This window comes from Nonomuraea sp. KM90, assembly GCF_052246675.1.
Lineage (GTDB): Bacteria > Actinomycetota > Actinomycetes > Streptosporangiales > Streptosporangiaceae > Nonomuraea.
Genome location: NZ_JBQQCB010000191.1, coordinates 1 through 14,800 on the forward strand (window position 1 = coordinate 1; position 14,800 = coordinate 14,800).

General features: G+C 72.9%; 10 protein-coding genes and 1 pseudogene. 3 read left to right on the plus strand and 8 right to left on the minus strand.

Annotation, left to right across the window (positions count from 1 at the left end; genetic code table 11):
• A pseudogene (locus tag ACTWPW_RS59385) lies at positions 1-575 on the minus strand (hypothetical protein); the annotation flags it as partial.
• Positions 572-1,348: a GNAT family N-acetyltransferase gene (locus ACTWPW_RS59390; protein WP_375112015.1), complete on the minus strand. Its 777-nt coding sequence runs from the start codon at positions 1,346-1,348 to the stop codon at positions 572-574. The gene ACTWPW_RS59390 and the pseudogene ACTWPW_RS59385, both read right to left, overlap by 4 nt.
• 388 nt (positions 1,349-1,736) lie before the next feature.
• On the opposite strand from ACTWPW_RS59390, the gene fusA reads away from it, so the two are divergent.
• From fusA to ACTWPW_RS59405, 3 genes are all read left to right on the plus strand, one after another.
• Positions 1,737-3,824: an elongation factor G gene (gene fusA, locus ACTWPW_RS59395; protein ID WP_443174277.1), complete on the plus strand. Its 2,088-nt coding sequence runs from the start codon at positions 1,737-1,739 to the stop codon at positions 3,822-3,824.
• 462 nt (positions 3,825-4,286) lie between these two features.
• Entirely contained in the window at positions 4,287-4,892 is a 606-nt protein-coding gene (locus ACTWPW_RS59400) for an RNA polymerase sigma factor (protein ID WP_443174278.1), read from the plus strand.
• A complete protein-coding gene (locus ACTWPW_RS59405; protein WP_443174279.1) occupies positions 4,889-6,010 on the plus strand; it encodes a CU044_5270 family protein in 1,122 nt (373 codons plus the stop codon). The genes ACTWPW_RS59400 and ACTWPW_RS59405 overlap by 4 nt, the downstream gene beginning before the upstream one ends.
• 77 nt (positions 6,011-6,087) lie before the next feature.
• Here ACTWPW_RS59405 and ACTWPW_RS59410 read toward each other — a convergent pair whose 3' ends face one another.
• The 6 genes from ACTWPW_RS59410 to ACTWPW_RS59435 all read right to left on the minus strand — a co-directional run.
• On the minus strand, positions 6,088-6,591 hold the full coding sequence (locus tag ACTWPW_RS59410; protein WP_375112011.1) for a GNAT family N-acetyltransferase: 504 nt from the start codon (positions 6,589-6,591) through the stop codon (positions 6,088-6,090).
• Positions 6,592-6,650: 59 nt separating this feature from the next.
• Positions 6,651-9,230 (minus strand): M14 family zinc carboxypeptidase, encoded by a 2,580-nt coding sequence (locus tag ACTWPW_RS59415; RefSeq protein ID WP_443174280.1) that lies wholly within the window; start codon positions 9,228-9,230, stop codon positions 6,651-6,653.
• Positions 9,231-9,343: 113 nt separating this feature from the next.
• A complete protein-coding gene (locus tag ACTWPW_RS59420) occupies positions 9,344-11,314 on the minus strand; it encodes a M14 family zinc carboxypeptidase (RefSeq protein WP_443174281.1) in 1,971 nt (656 codons plus the stop codon).
• Between the two features lie 110 nt (positions 11,315-11,424).
• The gene (locus tag ACTWPW_RS59425; RefSeq protein WP_443174282.1) at positions 11,425-12,480 is read right to left on the minus strand and encodes an alpha/beta fold hydrolase; all 1,056 of its coding nucleotides are present in this window, start codon (positions 12,478-12,480) and stop codon (positions 11,425-11,427) included.
• 120 nt (positions 12,481-12,600) lie between these two features.
• The gene (locus ACTWPW_RS59430) at positions 12,601-13,401 is read right to left on the minus strand and encodes an IclR family transcriptional regulator domain-containing protein (RefSeq protein ID WP_443174283.1); all 801 of its coding nucleotides are present in this window, start codon (positions 13,399-13,401) and stop codon (positions 12,601-12,603) included.
• A 69-nt stretch (positions 13,402-13,470) separates the two neighbouring features.
• Positions 13,471-14,800, minus strand: a 1,330-nt coding sequence (locus ACTWPW_RS59435) for an amidohydrolase family protein (protein WP_443174284.1), incomplete at its 5' end; no start/stop codon positions are given.

Consider the following 14,800-nt stretch of genomic DNA (forward strand, 5'->3'; position numbering starts at 1 on the left):
GTGCGGGCCCCGAGGTGCGGCGTGTGGGCGCGCAACGCCAGTACGCGCAGGAGCAGCGCCCGCAACGCGTAAACCCGCAGGATGAACGCCGCGAGACGGGCGGCGAGCGCGTGCGTGGCGGGTGAACTGGAGGTGCGGGGACGGGAGCCCGGCGGACGGTCGGCGGACGGAGCCGGGGCAAGCGATGGCAACGCCCGCGAAGCCGAGGCGGGTGAAGGGGGGCTGGCGGGACGGGAGGCAGCGGCGCCGCTGACAGTGGCGCTGGAAACGGCGGCGCGGGAGGCGAGGCTACGGGTGGTGATCGTGCGGGAGGCGAAGGTGCGGGTGGTGAGGGTGCGGGTGCGGGTGGTGAGGGTGCGGGTGGTGAGGGCTGTGGGGACGCCGGCGAGTACCACCGCGAGCGCTCCGAGGAGCCGGGCGGCGCGCTGGAGGCGGCCTGCGGCGGCGGCCGGGTCCCCCACACAGGTGTCGGGGGTGCAGGGGCCGAACGGTCGCCACGGGTTGTCCCGCGCTACGGCGGCGGGCGCCGGGGCGGCCTCCCGGGGCAGGTCAGCGGGTGGGAGGACGGCGCTCACAAGGGCTCCCCGAGCGGAGGCTTCCCGAGCCGCGGCTCACCGGCCGAAGACGGTCCCAGCGGGGACTCGCCGAGGAAGTACCGCAGGTAGCGGGCGTTCACGTTCGCCATCGACAGCAGCATGAAGAAGTCCGCCGTGCCGAAGTCCCGGTCGTGCGCGGGGGCCCCACACACCCACGACCCCAGCCGCAGGTACCCCCGCAGCAGCGCCGGCGGCACGAACCGGTCGGGCAGGGCGGCGCCCCGGGAGCGCCACGGCGTGCGGGGCGTCACCCGGTACTCCGCCGGACCCAGCGGCACCCGCTCCACCACGGCGGCGGCCAGCGCGCCGCGGTCGTCGAGCGGCACCGAGCAGCAGCCCGCCAGCCACCGGTGACCGCCGGTCACCATGTACCGGGCGATCCCCGCCCACATCAGGGCGACCACCGTGCCGTCCCGGTGGTCGGGGTGCACGCAGGTGCGGCCGGCCTCCACCAGGTCCTTGCGGAGGTGCGCCAGGCCGGTGAGGTCGAACTCGGCGTCGGAGTAGAGCCGTTCGGTACGTCCCGGCGGCAGCAGCCGGTAGGTGCCGACGACCTCGGAGCCGTCGCGGACGAGGAGGTGGTCGCAGTAGGCGTCGAACCGGTCGGCGTCGAGGCCGGAGACCGGGCTGTCGAGCCGCGCCCCCATCTCCTCGGCGAAGACCGCGTACCGGAGTCTCTGAGCGGCCTGTACGTCGGCGGCACTGGTGGCCATCCCGACCGTGTAGCGACCGGTGTCAAGAGAGATCGTCATGGGCGCGCGTCCTTCCCTGAAAGCGTCTCGCGCCTATGTCGACATGCCGAAATGACGTCCGAGTCTCACACCGGGGGCACTCAGGCGTCCGCGTGGTGACGTTCCGGGGGAGACTTCGCAAAGAAAATGAATTCCCCCGCCGCGACCGGCGTCACTACACTCTCGCCTGAGATCATGACAGGGATCATGACGTGACGAGGGAAGGGAGCCGGCCGTGCGCCACAGCACCGCTGCCGTCATCCCCCCGTCGCGTTACGAGGTGATCCTGGTGTCTTCGTCGCCCCGGTGCCGGCTGCGCGGCCGGCACTGGCTGCTGCCCTGACGAAGACCCCTTCGCCGGGGGAATTGCGCCGTCCTGTCAAGAAACGTCCCGAAAGGGTCATGGGCCGTGCGTGCTCACGTCTTCAACCCCCAGACCGTCCCCCTGACCGCCGTCCGCAATCTCGGCATCCTCGCGCACGTCGACGCCGGCAAGACCACCGTCACCGAGCGGATGCTCTACCTGACCGGCGCCACCTACAAGCGCGGTGAGGTGCACGACGGCACGACCGTCACCGACTTCGACTCCCAGGAGCGCGACCGCGGCATCACGATCTTCGCCGCGGCCGTGAGCTGCGAGTGGGACGGGCACCGGATCAACCTGATCGACACCCCCGGCCACGTCGACTTCTCCGACGAGGTGGAGCGGTCGCTGCGGGTGCTCGACGGCGCTATCGCGGTGTTCGACGGCGTCGCCGGGGTCGAGCCGCAGAGCGAGTCGGTGTGGCGGCGGGCCGACCGGCACGGCGTGCCGCGCCTGGCGTTCGTCAACAAGCTGGACCGGGCGGGCGCCGACCTCGACGCGGCGGTCGAGTCGATCCGCCGGCGGCTGCATCCGGCGCCGCTGGTGGTGCAGCTGCCGATCGGGCGCGAGGACGCCTTCACCGGCGTGATCGACCTGATCGGCCTGCGGGCGCTGGTCTGGGACGGCGACGCCTGCCAGGCGCGGCCGGTGCCGGACGACCTGCTGGAGGAGGCGCTGCGGCGGCGCCGGCTGCTGGAGGAGGCGGTGGCCGAGCTGCATCCGGGCGCGCTGGAGGAGTTCTGCGCCGGGCCGTCGCTCTCCGAGCCGTCGCCCGCCGAACCGTCGCTCTCCGGGACGTCGCTCTCCGGGACGTCGCTCTCCGGGGCGACGCTGGTCGCCGCGCTGCGCGATCTCACCCGTACCGGTGAGGGTGTCGTGGTGCTGTGCGGCTCGGCGTACCGCAACCGCGGGATCGAGCCGCTGCTGGACGCCGTCGTGCGCTACCTGCCCTCGCCGCTGGACGTGCCCGCGGTGCGCGGGCAGGACGGCGAGGTACGGGCCGCCGACCCGGACGCGCCGCTGGCCGCGCTGGCGTTCAAGGTGAGCTCGACGGCGACCGGGCGGCTGACGTACGTGCGGGTGTACTCGGGGACGATGCGGAAGGGGGACACGGTGCTGGACGCGGGCGCGGGCCGTACCGAGCGGATCGGCCGGATCCTGCGCGTGCAGGCCGACCGGCACGCCGAGGCGGACCTGGCGGTGGCCGGGGACATCGTCGCGGTGGTCGGGCCGAAGGCGGCCCGCACCGGCACGACCCTGTGCGCGCCGGGCGCGCCGCTGCTGCTGGAGCCGCCGGGGGCGACCGAGCCGGTGGTGTCCGTGGCCGTCGAGGCGCGCAGGAGCACCGACGGCGACCGGCTGGCGGCGGCGCTGGCCCGGCTGGCCGAGGAGGACCCCTCGCTGGCCGTGCGCACCGACGCCGAGACCGGGCAGACCGTGCTGTCCGGGATGGGCGAGCTGCACCTGGAGGTGGCGGCGGAGAAGCTCCGGCGCGACCACCGCCTGGAGGTGAGCGTCGGCCGGCCGCAGGTCTCCTTCAGGGAGACGGTCGGGCGCGGGGTGTCGGGGCTGCTCTACCGGCACGTCAAGCAGGACGGCGGCGCCGGGCAGTTCGCCCACGTCGTGCTGGACGTCGAGCCGCTGGCGGAGGGCTTCGTGTTCGCCTCGACGGTGGTGGGCGGCCGGGTGCCGCGCGAGTACGTGCGCGCGGTCGAGGCCGGCTGCCGGGACGCGCTGTCCGACGGCCCGCTGGGCGGCCACCCGGTGACCGGCCTGCGGGTCACGCTCACCGACGGGGCCACCCACGTGAAGGACTCCTCGGAGATGGCGTTCCGTACGGCGGGGCGGCTGGGGCTGCGCGAGGCGCTGCGCCAGTGCGCGATGGTGCTGCTGGAGCCGGTGGTGGAGGTGACGGTGACGGTGCCGGACGACATGGCCGGCGGAGTGCTGGGCGACCTGTCGGCCCGGCGCGGCCGCGTCTCGGGCTCGGCGGCGCGGGCCGGCACGGTGGTGATCACCGCGGTCGTGCCGCTGGCCGAGGTGTTCGGGTACGCGACCAGCCTGCGCAGCCGTACCCAGGGCCGGGGCACGTTCACCACCCGCCCGGCCGGCTACGCCCCCGCGGCCCGCTGACCCGGGCCGGGCGGCCCCGCTCCCCCGGTACGCCGGGGGGGCGCTGTTGGCGAATTGGTCCCCGTGGCGGTTGTCACGCGGCGGGGGCCAGGGCTGCGACGTGGGAGATCCGGGTTGGTGCACGGAGAAGTCGAGGCCCAGAGTGTGCTTCCAATCGATGCGCGCCCGTACCGCCTCGCGGCCTGCCGGTCAGGCGTCCTGGAGACAGCGCGGGCTGCCCTCTCGACGAGAACAGGCCCTCGAACTGCTCGTCTTCCTAGATCACTCCGGAGGAGCGGATTCGGATGGCCGGAGAGCTTTCAACGGTGCACCCACGCGCTGCGGGCCCATGGGACGGGGCCACGCTGAGACTGCTCCGCAGCCGGTGCGCCGAAATTCAGGGGAAGGCGAAAGCGGCCTGCGGACAACAACAGGTGACCGATGTCCCGCCGACCTCAAGGCCTGTGAATGAATGAGCCCAATTTGGCCGATCCCCCGGGCGACGCCCCACCGTCGCAGGACGACGCCGTGGTGATCGAGCGGTCCTGGGACGAACCCGAGCGTTTCGGCGCCGTCTTCGACGCGCACTACGCGGAGATCCACCGGTACGTATCCCGCCGGCTCGGTCCGCACGCCGCCGACGATGTCTCCGCTGAGACGTTCGCCCTCGCCTTCCGTCAGCGTCGCCGCTACGACACGAGCCACCGCAGCGCCCGCCCCTGGCTCTACGGCATCGCGACCAACCTCATCAGCCGGCACCGCCGCAACGAGGTGCGCCTCCTTCGTGCCGTGGACCGGCTGCATCCGGAGGCGAACTCGGCCCGAGGTCACGAGGACGACGTGACGGCGAAGGTGAGCGCGCAAGCCGTCAAAGGCACGCTGGCCAGGGCCATCGCCGCCCTGCCCGCGGACCAGCGTGACGTGCTGCTGCTGGTGGCGCTTTCGGGGCTGAGCTACGACGAGGTGGCGCAGGCTCTGGACGTGCCCTTCGGCACGGTGTCCTCGCGGCTCAACCGGGCTCGCAAGAAGCTGCGCAAGGCGCTGGGCGGAACGAATCCGCTGTTGGACGAGGAGGAGACACATCGATGAACGAGCTGCATCTCGTACGTGGGGTGTACGACGACCCGGCCCCGCCTTCCGCAGAGGCCGCGGCGGCCGCCCGTACCCGGATGTTGGGCCAGGACGACACCGCACGGCCGCGCTCTCGCCGTACGTGGCGCATGCCGCTCGGCTTGGTGGCCGCTGCCACGGCCGCGGCCGTGGCAGCGGGTATGACGCTCGCTCACGACGATCCCGCACGACCACCGGCAGGCGTGCAGGCCATCCCTCACTCTCTGTCGCCTCGCGACATGATGCTGGCCGCCGCCTCTCAGGCGGAGCTGCAGCAGCAGGGCCGCTACTGGTACACCCATCAGCGCTCCGCCTTCGCGGCGCTCGCGCTCGGCAGGACCGGTGGCTACGTCGTGGAGGAGCGCCGCGAGATCCTCAGATGGACGGGGCGCGCCCGCGGCGACGGCGAGTCCTTCCACGGCCGCTCCTTCGCGGGTAAGCCCCAGACCGGCGCCGACGCCGATGCCTGGCGCGCGGCGGGTTCCCCTTCGAGCTGGACGGTGGGCTCGTCGGGCATGCGCAGGACCGTCAGGACGAAGTCTGGTGCCTGGCAGGAGGAACATCCGAACGACCAGGGCGGCGGCACATTCCTCATCGGCGGCGTCGGCCAGTTCACCTATCAGGAGCTCCAAGAGCTGCCTACCGACCCCGGAGAGCTGCGCAAGCTGCTGTGTGAAGGCTCGGTCAAGTTCATAGCGGGCGGGTCTGGCGCGCCGAGGCGCTGCAACGGCCCTGCAGGGGTGCTCGGCCGGGTCTACTTCGCCCTGGCAGAGACGCCCGTGCCGCCCAAGGTGCGAGCCGGTCTCATGCGCCTGATCACCGATTATCCGGGCGTGCGGCGGCTGGGCGCCGTCACGGATCCGCTCGGCCGGTCGGCAGTCGGCCTCGCGGTCCCGATCGACAGCGCCGATGGCCGTGGGAAGATCCAGCGGGAGGTGCTCTTCGACCAGAAGACCGGCAAGCTCCTGGGCAGCCGCGACATCCAGCTTGCACCAGGCCCCAAAAGCCAGAAGTGGCAGGTTCCCGGCAGGACGCTGAGCTACCGGGCGGTCGTGGACACGGGCTGGAGCAACGCCAAGCCCACCCCTCGCGACTAGAGCAGCGGGGCCGTTTCTGTTTGGTCTGCTTCGCCAACAGTGTCGCGTTACGCCGGGAGGCGCGGGGCCGCCCGTGCTCAGGCGGTGGTGAAGGAGATCCACGCGTCCGGCGGCAGGTCGGGCCGGTTCGGCACGGGCCGGCGTTCCTCGGTCCAGGCATCGCCGGCGATCTCCTCCGCCACCCGCCGCCAGAAGGCCACCGCGCCCGCGTTGGCGTCCTGGAAGGCGATCTCCCACGGGCCCGGGTGCCGGGCGACCACCTCCCGGACGGCACGCAGTCCCAGGCCGGACCGGCGCGCGCCGCGTACGACGAAGAAGCTGTTGAGCACGCGCGCCGGGCCGGACAGGCTGCGCACGAAGGCGAACCCGGCGGGCCGGTCGCCGCTGGTGAACAGGTAGGCCGCCCAGTCGTCGCGCTCGAACGCCGACCGGAGCCGGGAGTCGTTCTTGAACGTGGCGTCGGGGTTGGGCAGCTCGCCGTCGAACTCCGACATGTCGTGGCGGAACATGAGCCAGAGCCGTTCGACCGCGGGACGGTCGGCCGCGGTCGCCGGGCGCACGATGGCGTGAAGTGAGGTCATACAGAAAGCTTCCGGCCGGAAGCGAATCCGGCCGGAAGCGTGAATCTAGCACATCCCGATCATGGGGTCGTGACGGCCGCGCCCGTCACCGCGGCCGACCAGTACAGTCCCCTGGCCACCTGCGGGAACAACCCCTTGGGGTGGTTGCGGAACATCGGCTCGGTGCCGAAGAGCACCACCGCCGCGCCCCGCTCGTCCCGGCCGCTGACCACGGCCGCCTGGCCTCTGGCCGCCTCCGGGCCGCCCAGCCCCTGCTCGTCGGCCCGCCAGTGGCCGGAGACCAGGGGCCCGTCGGCCGCGTACGACTGCTCGACCGTGACCTCGGGCCCGAGCCCGGTGAACCACAGCGGCGAGTACACGAACGAGTGGGCCGGCGAGCCGCTGCCGACCGGACCGTTCGTGGCGATGGTGCGGACCACGCCGTTGGCGTCGTCGCGGCCGGCCACCGTGGTCGCGGTGAGCAGGCCGGCGGCGGTGTTGAACGCGGCGCCGGTGTCACCGCGGGTGATCACGCCGCCGGTGGTGAGGAACGCGTCGAGGGCCGTCCTGGCCGCCGGGTTGAGCGCGGCGTGGTTGAGCCCGCTGGAGACGTACAGGACGTCGGTCCCGCTCCAGTCGAAGCCGCTGTTGAGCACGGCGGTGGAGACGGGGGTGACGGTGAAGCCGAGCTCGCGCAGGGTGAACAGTTCGTCGGCGGACGCCGCGGCGGCGACGCGCACCTGCGCGAGCGGGGTTCCGGAGGTCGAGCCCGCGCGGGTGAAGGTGACGCCGTACCGGTCGGAGACGGTCCTGGCCGCCTGGCGGGCGGCGGAGGGGACGATCGCCGTGCCGCCGTCGCCCCAGGTCACCGCGACGCCCAGGGCCAGCAGGTCGTTGAGCGCCCTGACCTCCTTGGCGTCGGTGACCTTGAGCGCGAGCGGGCCCGGGCTGTGCGGGACGGAGCCGGTCGGGGCGGCGGCCTTGACCGGGGTGGTGTGCGCGCGCAGCGAGTCGGCGGACTCCACGGTGGCGCCCCAGAGCAGGCCGAGGCTCCAGCCGGAGATGTCGTACATGGCGTTCACCCGGGGCGAGATGTCCTCGCCGCGCTCCAGCATGACGTTGGCCAGGCCGCGCTTGGGCTGGCGCATGTCCACGACGTACGTGCCGGCCGGGTACGTCCGGCCGCCCGCGCGGAACGCGGACCTGGCCCGCTCGACCCGGACGTCGTTGGCGATCAGGTGGTCCACCAGGCGCGCGGCGGCCGGGGAGCCGGCCGGGATGACGTACGCGCGGGGGAAGGTGGTGGTGTAGACGTCCTCGGGGCCGAAGCCGGGCACGATGCCGAGCGGGACCACCTTCGACGGCTCGCCCGCCGCGCCGCGCCGGAACACCTCGATCTGGTCGGCGATCAGCCGGTCGTGCCCGGACTGGACGAAGCCGTAGGTGGCGCGGATGGCGGCGGCGGCCACGTCGGTGTTGATCGCCGAGCGGCGGCGCAGCTCCTCGACGGGCTGCCGGCTGTACTCGGGCTCGTTGACCCGCAGCGGGATCTCCACCGTGTGCGCGGCGACGGTGCCGTGGAAGGGCGCGTACTGCGGCGTGAAGATCGGCGGCCAGTCGTCCCAGCCCTCCTGGTCGTCCCGGAACGGGATCTGCACGGGCCGCACGCCGTCCTTCGGGAAGGTGTAGCCGAGCCCGTTGACCGCGGCCTCCATGCCGAGGCCGTTGGCGTAGGTGTTGGTGATGAACAGGTCGTACTCGTAGTTGGCGCCGTGCGGCGGCGTGGTGGGCTCGATGAGCGTGCCGTTGACGTACCCGTGCAGGTCGATCATGGCGACCGGCTGGGTGTCGATCATCAGCTGGCGCATCGCGCGGACCTCGGGCTGCGAGGCGGTGATGAAGTCGCGGTTCAGGTCGAAGCCGCCGCCGTTCTGGCGCACGCCGTTGACGCGGCCGTCGGGGTTGGCGGTGACGTTGAAGTACAGCCTGGTGCGCTTGAGCAGGTCGGTGATCGCCGGGTCGGTGCTGGTGGCGAGCTGCTCGATGGTGCGCAGGGCGGCGTCGGTGCCCTCCCACTCGTTGCCGTGGATGTTGGCGTTGACGAACACCGGCGCCTTGTAGCGCTTGGCGAGGCCGCGGTCGCGGGCGGCGCCGGCCGGGTCGTTCTCGATGCGCTCGCGGATGCGCGCCTGCTCGCGCACCTCGGCGGCGCTCTCGGGCGCGGTGACGGTGACGAGGTAGAGGTCGCGGCCCTGGTACGAGCGGCCCATGATCTCGGCGCTCACCCGGTCGCTGCGCTGCTGCAGGTCGTTGAGCTTGGGCGCGATGCCGTGGTACGGCACCAGGCCCAGCTTGATCGAGGCGTCGGCCGGGTTCTCGGCCGGGAGCGGGAGCCGCGTCTGCCGGGGGTAGCCGCGGTCGCGGGACGGCCCGTACTCCTGCGTCTCGCCCTGGCCGGTGTCCGGCTGCGCGCGGAGCGCGGAGGCCTGCTCGGGCACGCCGGCCGCGATCTCGTTGCGCTCGGGGCCGTTGCCGAAGTCGCGCACGGCCGGTGGCTGCGGCTCCGCGGGGTCGGCCAGCGCGGCCGTGGGGACGGACTGCGGGATGACGAGGAGGGCGGCCGTGACGGCCACGCCGAGGAGGGTGGTGGGTAAGCGCAAGGAAGGTCTCCTGCCAGGAATTTCGGTGGATCAAGGTCGAGGGCGGCCGGACGGGGTGCCCGGCCGCCCGGGTTCAGCTCCCGGGCGGCCGGGCGGGCCGCCGCACCGGCGGATCAGGGTTCGCGGTAGTCGGCGGCGATGCCGATCAGGGAGATCAGGCCCGTGGCGAACTCCAGCGCCTCGGCGTGCCCCTCGCTGAACGGCGGCTGGAAGCCCACGCCCTCCCACGTGCGGGTCGCGGGGTTCCACAGGTCGGCGCCGACCTCGAAGTCCCAGCCGTAGATGCCGAAGTCGTACCAGAGCTCGTCGGCGGAGTTGCCGGCCGCCGAGTACAGCACGTCCGTCACGGGACCGGTCTGCTGCGGCCAGATCACGGTGCCCCGCTCGGCGGCGATGGCCTCCTCGATCGTGCGGGCCGAGCGCAGGAAGTACGCCTCCTCGCGCGGCGTGGGCCGGGGCAGGGTGACGCGGCCGTCGAGCTTGTACGCGCCGGGAGGCCACATGAAGTAGCCGCCGTAGCTGTGCACGTTCATGGCGAACTTGATGTTGCGGTACTTCTGCGCCAGCCAGATGACGTTGCGGCTCTCCGGCTCGGAGTGCTCGCCCGGCCCGGCGTACGTGCCGCTCTGGCAGTTGGCCGAGGCGCCGAAGTACCCGTCGGTCAGAGAGCCGACGGCGTAGTTGCGGTTGACGTCCACGCCCCAGGTGTTGCGCAGCGCCGGGTCGGACTGCTGCGCGGGGCAGTGGTTGGTCATGTTCTTCCGCTGGGAGTTGAAGTCGTAGAAGCTGTAGTTCGCCCCGTCGGGGTTGACGGTCGGCACGATGAAGATGTCGGTGCGCTCCAGCAGCCGGCGGGTGGCCTGGTCGCGGCTGGAGTTGCGGAGCAGCCGCTCGGCGGCCTCGATGGTGACCAGCGGCGTCACCCACTCCCTGGCGTGCTCCTGCGAGTAGGCGAGCACGCCGGTGCGCGAGCCGTTGCGGTGCACGCCGATGCGCAGGGCCAGCACCTGCGCGGGCGCGCGGGAGACGTCGGCCGGGGCGTTGAGGAAGTCGTCGAGCTGGGTGAGCGGCGCGGGCGCCATGACGCCCGCCCCCGGGTCGGTGCGGTAGACACTGGCCCGGACGGGCAGGCCGGCCGTGGCGTTGATCGCCGCGACGACCTGGGCGGCGGTGCTGACCGGCGCGCCGGAGTCGCCGGTGGCCAGGCTGACGGTGATGTTCTTGCCGTTGAGGGTGACCTGCAGCGGCCGGCCGGGCGCGCCGGGGTCGACCAGCTCGACGGACAGGTCGTTGCCGCCCTCGGAGCCGTACGCGGACGAGGTGATCACCACGGCGGCGCCGGGCGGGGTGCCGATCAGCGCCTGGGCGTGCCGCCGGTAGCCGTTGGTCTTGTACGGCAGCGCGATGAGCTCGGTGAGCTTGGGGAACTGCCGGTGCAGGGCCTTGATCCGCTCGTTGAGCTGCGCCGGCGGCATGTACTGGGTGATGAAGTCCTTCTGGTAGCCGCGCCCGTTGTGGTCGGGCCGCTCGCCGTCGGGCCACTCACCGACCCGGGCCTCGGCCTTGCCGCCGCCCGCCGAGGTGACGGTGACCCACTGCGGCCGGTCCTCCGCCGGGACTGGGGTGGCGAACTGGTGGCCCAGGTACGCGCCCGCGTCCACGTACGCGACCATCTCCGCCTGCCCGCTCGTGCCCCGCTTGCCCTTCCAGGCGACGGTGAGCGTGGCCGCCTGCGCGGCGCTGCTTGAGGCTTCGACCGACAGGAAGTACCCGTCGCGGGACTTGTACCAGACTGCCCGCTCGATGACGATCTGGTCCTGCGCGGCCGTGGCCTTCGCGCGGGCCTGGGGCTGGGCCTCGCCGGCCGGGGTGGCGCCGAGCTGCCGCAGGGACTCCAGCTGGCCGGCCGTGACGACGGCGTCGACCTGGACGCTGCCGTCCGGCTGGGGGCGTACCCGTTCGGTGAGGTCGGCGCCGGAGGCCACCAGCCGCTCCATCGCGGCCCGGTCCGGGACGGAGAGCGTGACGAGCGAGACCGGCTCGGGATCGGTCGGCCCCGCGACCGCCGGGGTGGATGGTTGCACCCCGAGTAACGTCGTGGCGACAACTGACAGAACAACTACGGACGTCCGTAAACCACGCATCTGCCCCTCCAGGATCACTGGTATGGGGCTCATTCAAAGCCGACAAGGGACTAACCGGCAAGACCCAGGAAGCTCGTGACCTCTCGCAGGAACCGGTCGCGGCCCCGCTCGGCGCGGTCGAGGTGGACGTAGTGCGTGGCCTCGGGCAGCTCCACGCTCCTGACCTCGCGGGCGTGCACCAGGTGATCGCGCAGCTTGGCGGCGTCCTCTGGGCGGCTCCAGAAGTCGCGCTCGCCGCGCAGGACGAGGGTGCGGGCGGTGATCGAACCGGCGTCCCAGAGCTGGCGGCCGGTGGCGAGGTAGAAGCTGTCCTCCATCGCGCCGGAGGGGGAGCGGAAGCTGGGCGGCGTGCGGGTGCCGCTGGTGGGGTCGGAGGCCAGCGCGGCCTTGGCGTACGCGGCCGCGACCGCCGGGTCCCGCCAGGCCGTCTTGTCCTCGACCGGGATGCTGCCGTCCCAGGACGGGAAGAGGCCGGCGCCGGTGTTGAAGCGGTAGGCGCCGTAGCGGGCGGCGTTGAACCGGCCGGGGTGCTCCGGGTCCTCGTTGTCGCTGCCGCGGCCCAGCGTGGGGTGGCCGTCGACCGGGCCGTACAGGGTGTTGTAGAGCACGAGGTGGCTGACCCGGCCGGGGTTGGCGGCGGCGTACTGGCCCAGCCAGTGCCCGCCGGTCGCCCAGCCGAGCAGGGCCACCTGGCCGCCGGGGGCGATCCGGTCCACGACGGCGGCGACGTCGCGGACCACCTCGTCGGAGCGGACGGCGGGCCGGCTCTCCTGCGGCGGTCGGGACAGGGCGGGCGGCCGGGTGGAGGCGCCGTACCCGCGGGCGTCCATCACGTAGACGCGGCGGCCGGCGCGCGCGAGGTCCTCGGCGAGGGAGCCGCCGGGCACCGGCAGGTCGAAGCTGCCCACGCCGGGGACGCGGGCGCCGTGCAGCAGCAGCACGGGCCGGCCGCGCCGGGCGCCGGGGACGCTGACCTCGCGAACCGCGATCTTCACGCCGGGGTCGCCGTTGACGTGGAAGTCCGTACGTCTGACCTGGTCGCGGGGCTCGGCCGTCAGGGAGACGGCGGCGACCAGGCTGACGACGGTGTTGAGGAGCAGGCGCATGTGGATCCCAAAGACGGTTCGGGGACGTGGACGGCAGGGCTCGATCCTGCCGCCGCCGCGCCCGCGGATCCCGATTTGCCGCCATATCCGCCGCTATTCATATGCGCCGGATATGAATGCTCACGAGGCCGTGACGTGCGGCACCGCCTCGTACGCCGCCCAGTCCGCGCTGATCGCGCCGGCCGTCTTGAGCAGCAGCGGAAGATGCTCCTCGGTCAGCTTCTCGATGGGGGTCTCGGCCGCGTGCGCGTTGACGTTGACCGCCGCGATGACGTTGCCGAGCCCGTCGCGCAGCGGCGCCGCCACCGACCTGATGCCCAGGGCGAGCTGCTCGTCGGTCAACGCCCACCCCTTGGCGCGCACCGAGCGCAGCACCGCCTCGCGCTCCTTGGCGTCCGGCCGCCAGCGCGGCTCGATGCCCGAGCGGCTCGGCTCGGCCAGCACCCGCTCCACCTCGGCCGGCGGCAGCGCGGCCAGCAGCACCTTGCCCAGGGAGGTCTGCAGCGCCGGGAAACGGGTGCCGATCTGCACCGACAGCGCGACGATCTTCGGCACGGCGACCCTGGCCACGTACACGATGTCGGAGCCGTCGAGCTGGGCGATCGACGACGACTCGCGGGTCTGCGTGACCAGCGCCTCCAGGTGCGGCCGGGCCACCTCCCACAGCCCCATCGAGCGCACGTACGCCACCCCCAGCTCCAGCACGCGCGGTGTGAGCGCGAACCCGCCATGCTCGGCCCTGGCGTAGCCGAGCTCCTGCAGGGTGAGCAGGATGCGGCGGGCCGTCGGGCGGGCCAGCCCGGCGGCGGTCGCCACCTCGGTCAGCGACATGACCGGGCGTCCCGGCTGGAAGGCCCTGATGACGTCGAGGCCGCGGGCCAGCGCCTCGATGAAGTCAGGTCCGGTCTCACCACGTGCCATGTACGCCCTCACTCGCTCGGATCTCGACTGATCCGACTCTAGACGGTCGCCCGTCCGCACAGCGGCGACTCAAAGGCGGTGCGTGGAGTCGCTGCGGAAGTCGGTGTAGGTGTACGGGTTGTCGAGGATCTTGGTTGCGGGGATGTCCGGGTTCATGCCCTTCTCCCAGGCTTCCTCGCCCATCGTGCTCCTGAGGTACTCGACGGTGCGGTCGGCCTGGGCGCGGGCGGCGGCGAGGTCGATGCCGAGGAGGCGGTGCCGGTGCTTGACCACGCGTCCGTCGACCAGCACGGTGTGCACGTCGCCGCGCTGGGCCTGGAAGGCGACGTGGCCGAACGGGTGCAGCAGCGGGAACGACACGGGCGAGGCGTCGTTCTTGATGAGCACGAGGTCGGCCTTCTTGCCGGGCTCGATCGTGCCGAGGTCGTCGCGTCCGATCGCGCGGGCGCCGCCCCTGGTCGCCCAGTCCACGACCTGGTCGGCGCGCAGCGCGCAGTGCGTCACCGTCTCGCCCTTGGCGTGCGCCTCCAGGTGCTCGCGGGAGCGGTCGGCGCCGAGGGTGGCGCGCATGGCGGAGAACAGGTCGCCGCTCCACCAGACGCTGGTGTCCATGGACAGCGAGACCGGGATGCCGTGGGCGCGGACGGCCCAGGTGGGCGGGTAGCCCTGGCCGGCGCTCTGCTCGCTCTCGGTGGAGACCGAGATGGAGCCGCCGGTGGCGGCGATGCGGTGGTAGGAGTCGGCCGACAGCGAGGCGGCGTGCACGTAGATGGTGCCGGGGGTCATGAAGCCGTGCTCGTACATCTGGCGGATGCCGTCGTCGCCGGTGGCGCCCCACACCCCGGCGTGCGTGGTGACCGGGACGCCGAGGTCGCGGGCCACCTCGAAGGCGGGCCCTTCGGGGAAGGACGGGTCGCCGAGGACGTCGAAGGCGAGCTGGAAGCCGAGCAGGTCGTTGCCGGTGATCCGGCGGCGGACGAAGTCGCGGAACTCGGGGGCGGTGGTCCATTCGGCGGGCGGTTGCTGGATGTTGCCGTAGGCGAGGACGTAGCGGCCGGGCACTGCCTGGAGGGCGTCGGCGGCGGCGTCGGCGTGGTCGGGCGTGCGCAGGCCGTGGGACCAGTCCACGACGGTGGTGACGCCGGCGTCCAGGGCCTCGATGGCGGCCAGGGTGTTGCCGGCGTGCACGTCCTCGGGGCGGAACAGCTTGCCGTGTTCGAGGTAGAACCAGACGAAGTACTGGGTGAGGGTCCAGTCGGCGCCGTAGCCGCGCAGCGCGGTCTGCCACATGTGCCGGTGGGTGTCGATCATGCCGGGCATGACGATGCCGCCGGAGGCGTCGATCTCGGCGGCGCCCGCGGGCGCCTCCAGCCCGGGGCCGACTGCGGCGATCCGGTCC

Excerpts from the sequence above, each read along its gene's own strand:
- ACTWPW_RS59390 (WP_375112015.1), bottom strand. The coding sequence starts at position 1,348 with ATGACGATCTCTCTTGACACCGGTCGCTACACGGTCGGGATGGCCACC.
- ACTWPW_RS59405 (WP_443174279.1), top strand. The coding sequence starts at position 4,889 with ATGAACGAGCTGCATCTCGTACGTGGGGTGTACGACGACCCGGCCCCG.
- ACTWPW_RS59410 (WP_375112011.1), bottom strand. The coding sequence starts at position 6,591 with ATGACCTCACTTCACGCCATCGTGCGCCCGGCGACCGCGGCCGACCGT.
- ACTWPW_RS59425 (WP_443174282.1), bottom strand. The coding sequence starts at position 12,480 with ATGCGCCTGCTCCTCAACACCGTCGTCAGCCTGGTCGCCGCCGTCTCC.
- ACTWPW_RS59430 (WP_443174283.1), bottom strand. The coding sequence starts at position 13,401 with ATGGCACGTGGTGAGACCGGACCTGACTTCATCGAGGCGCTGGCCCGC.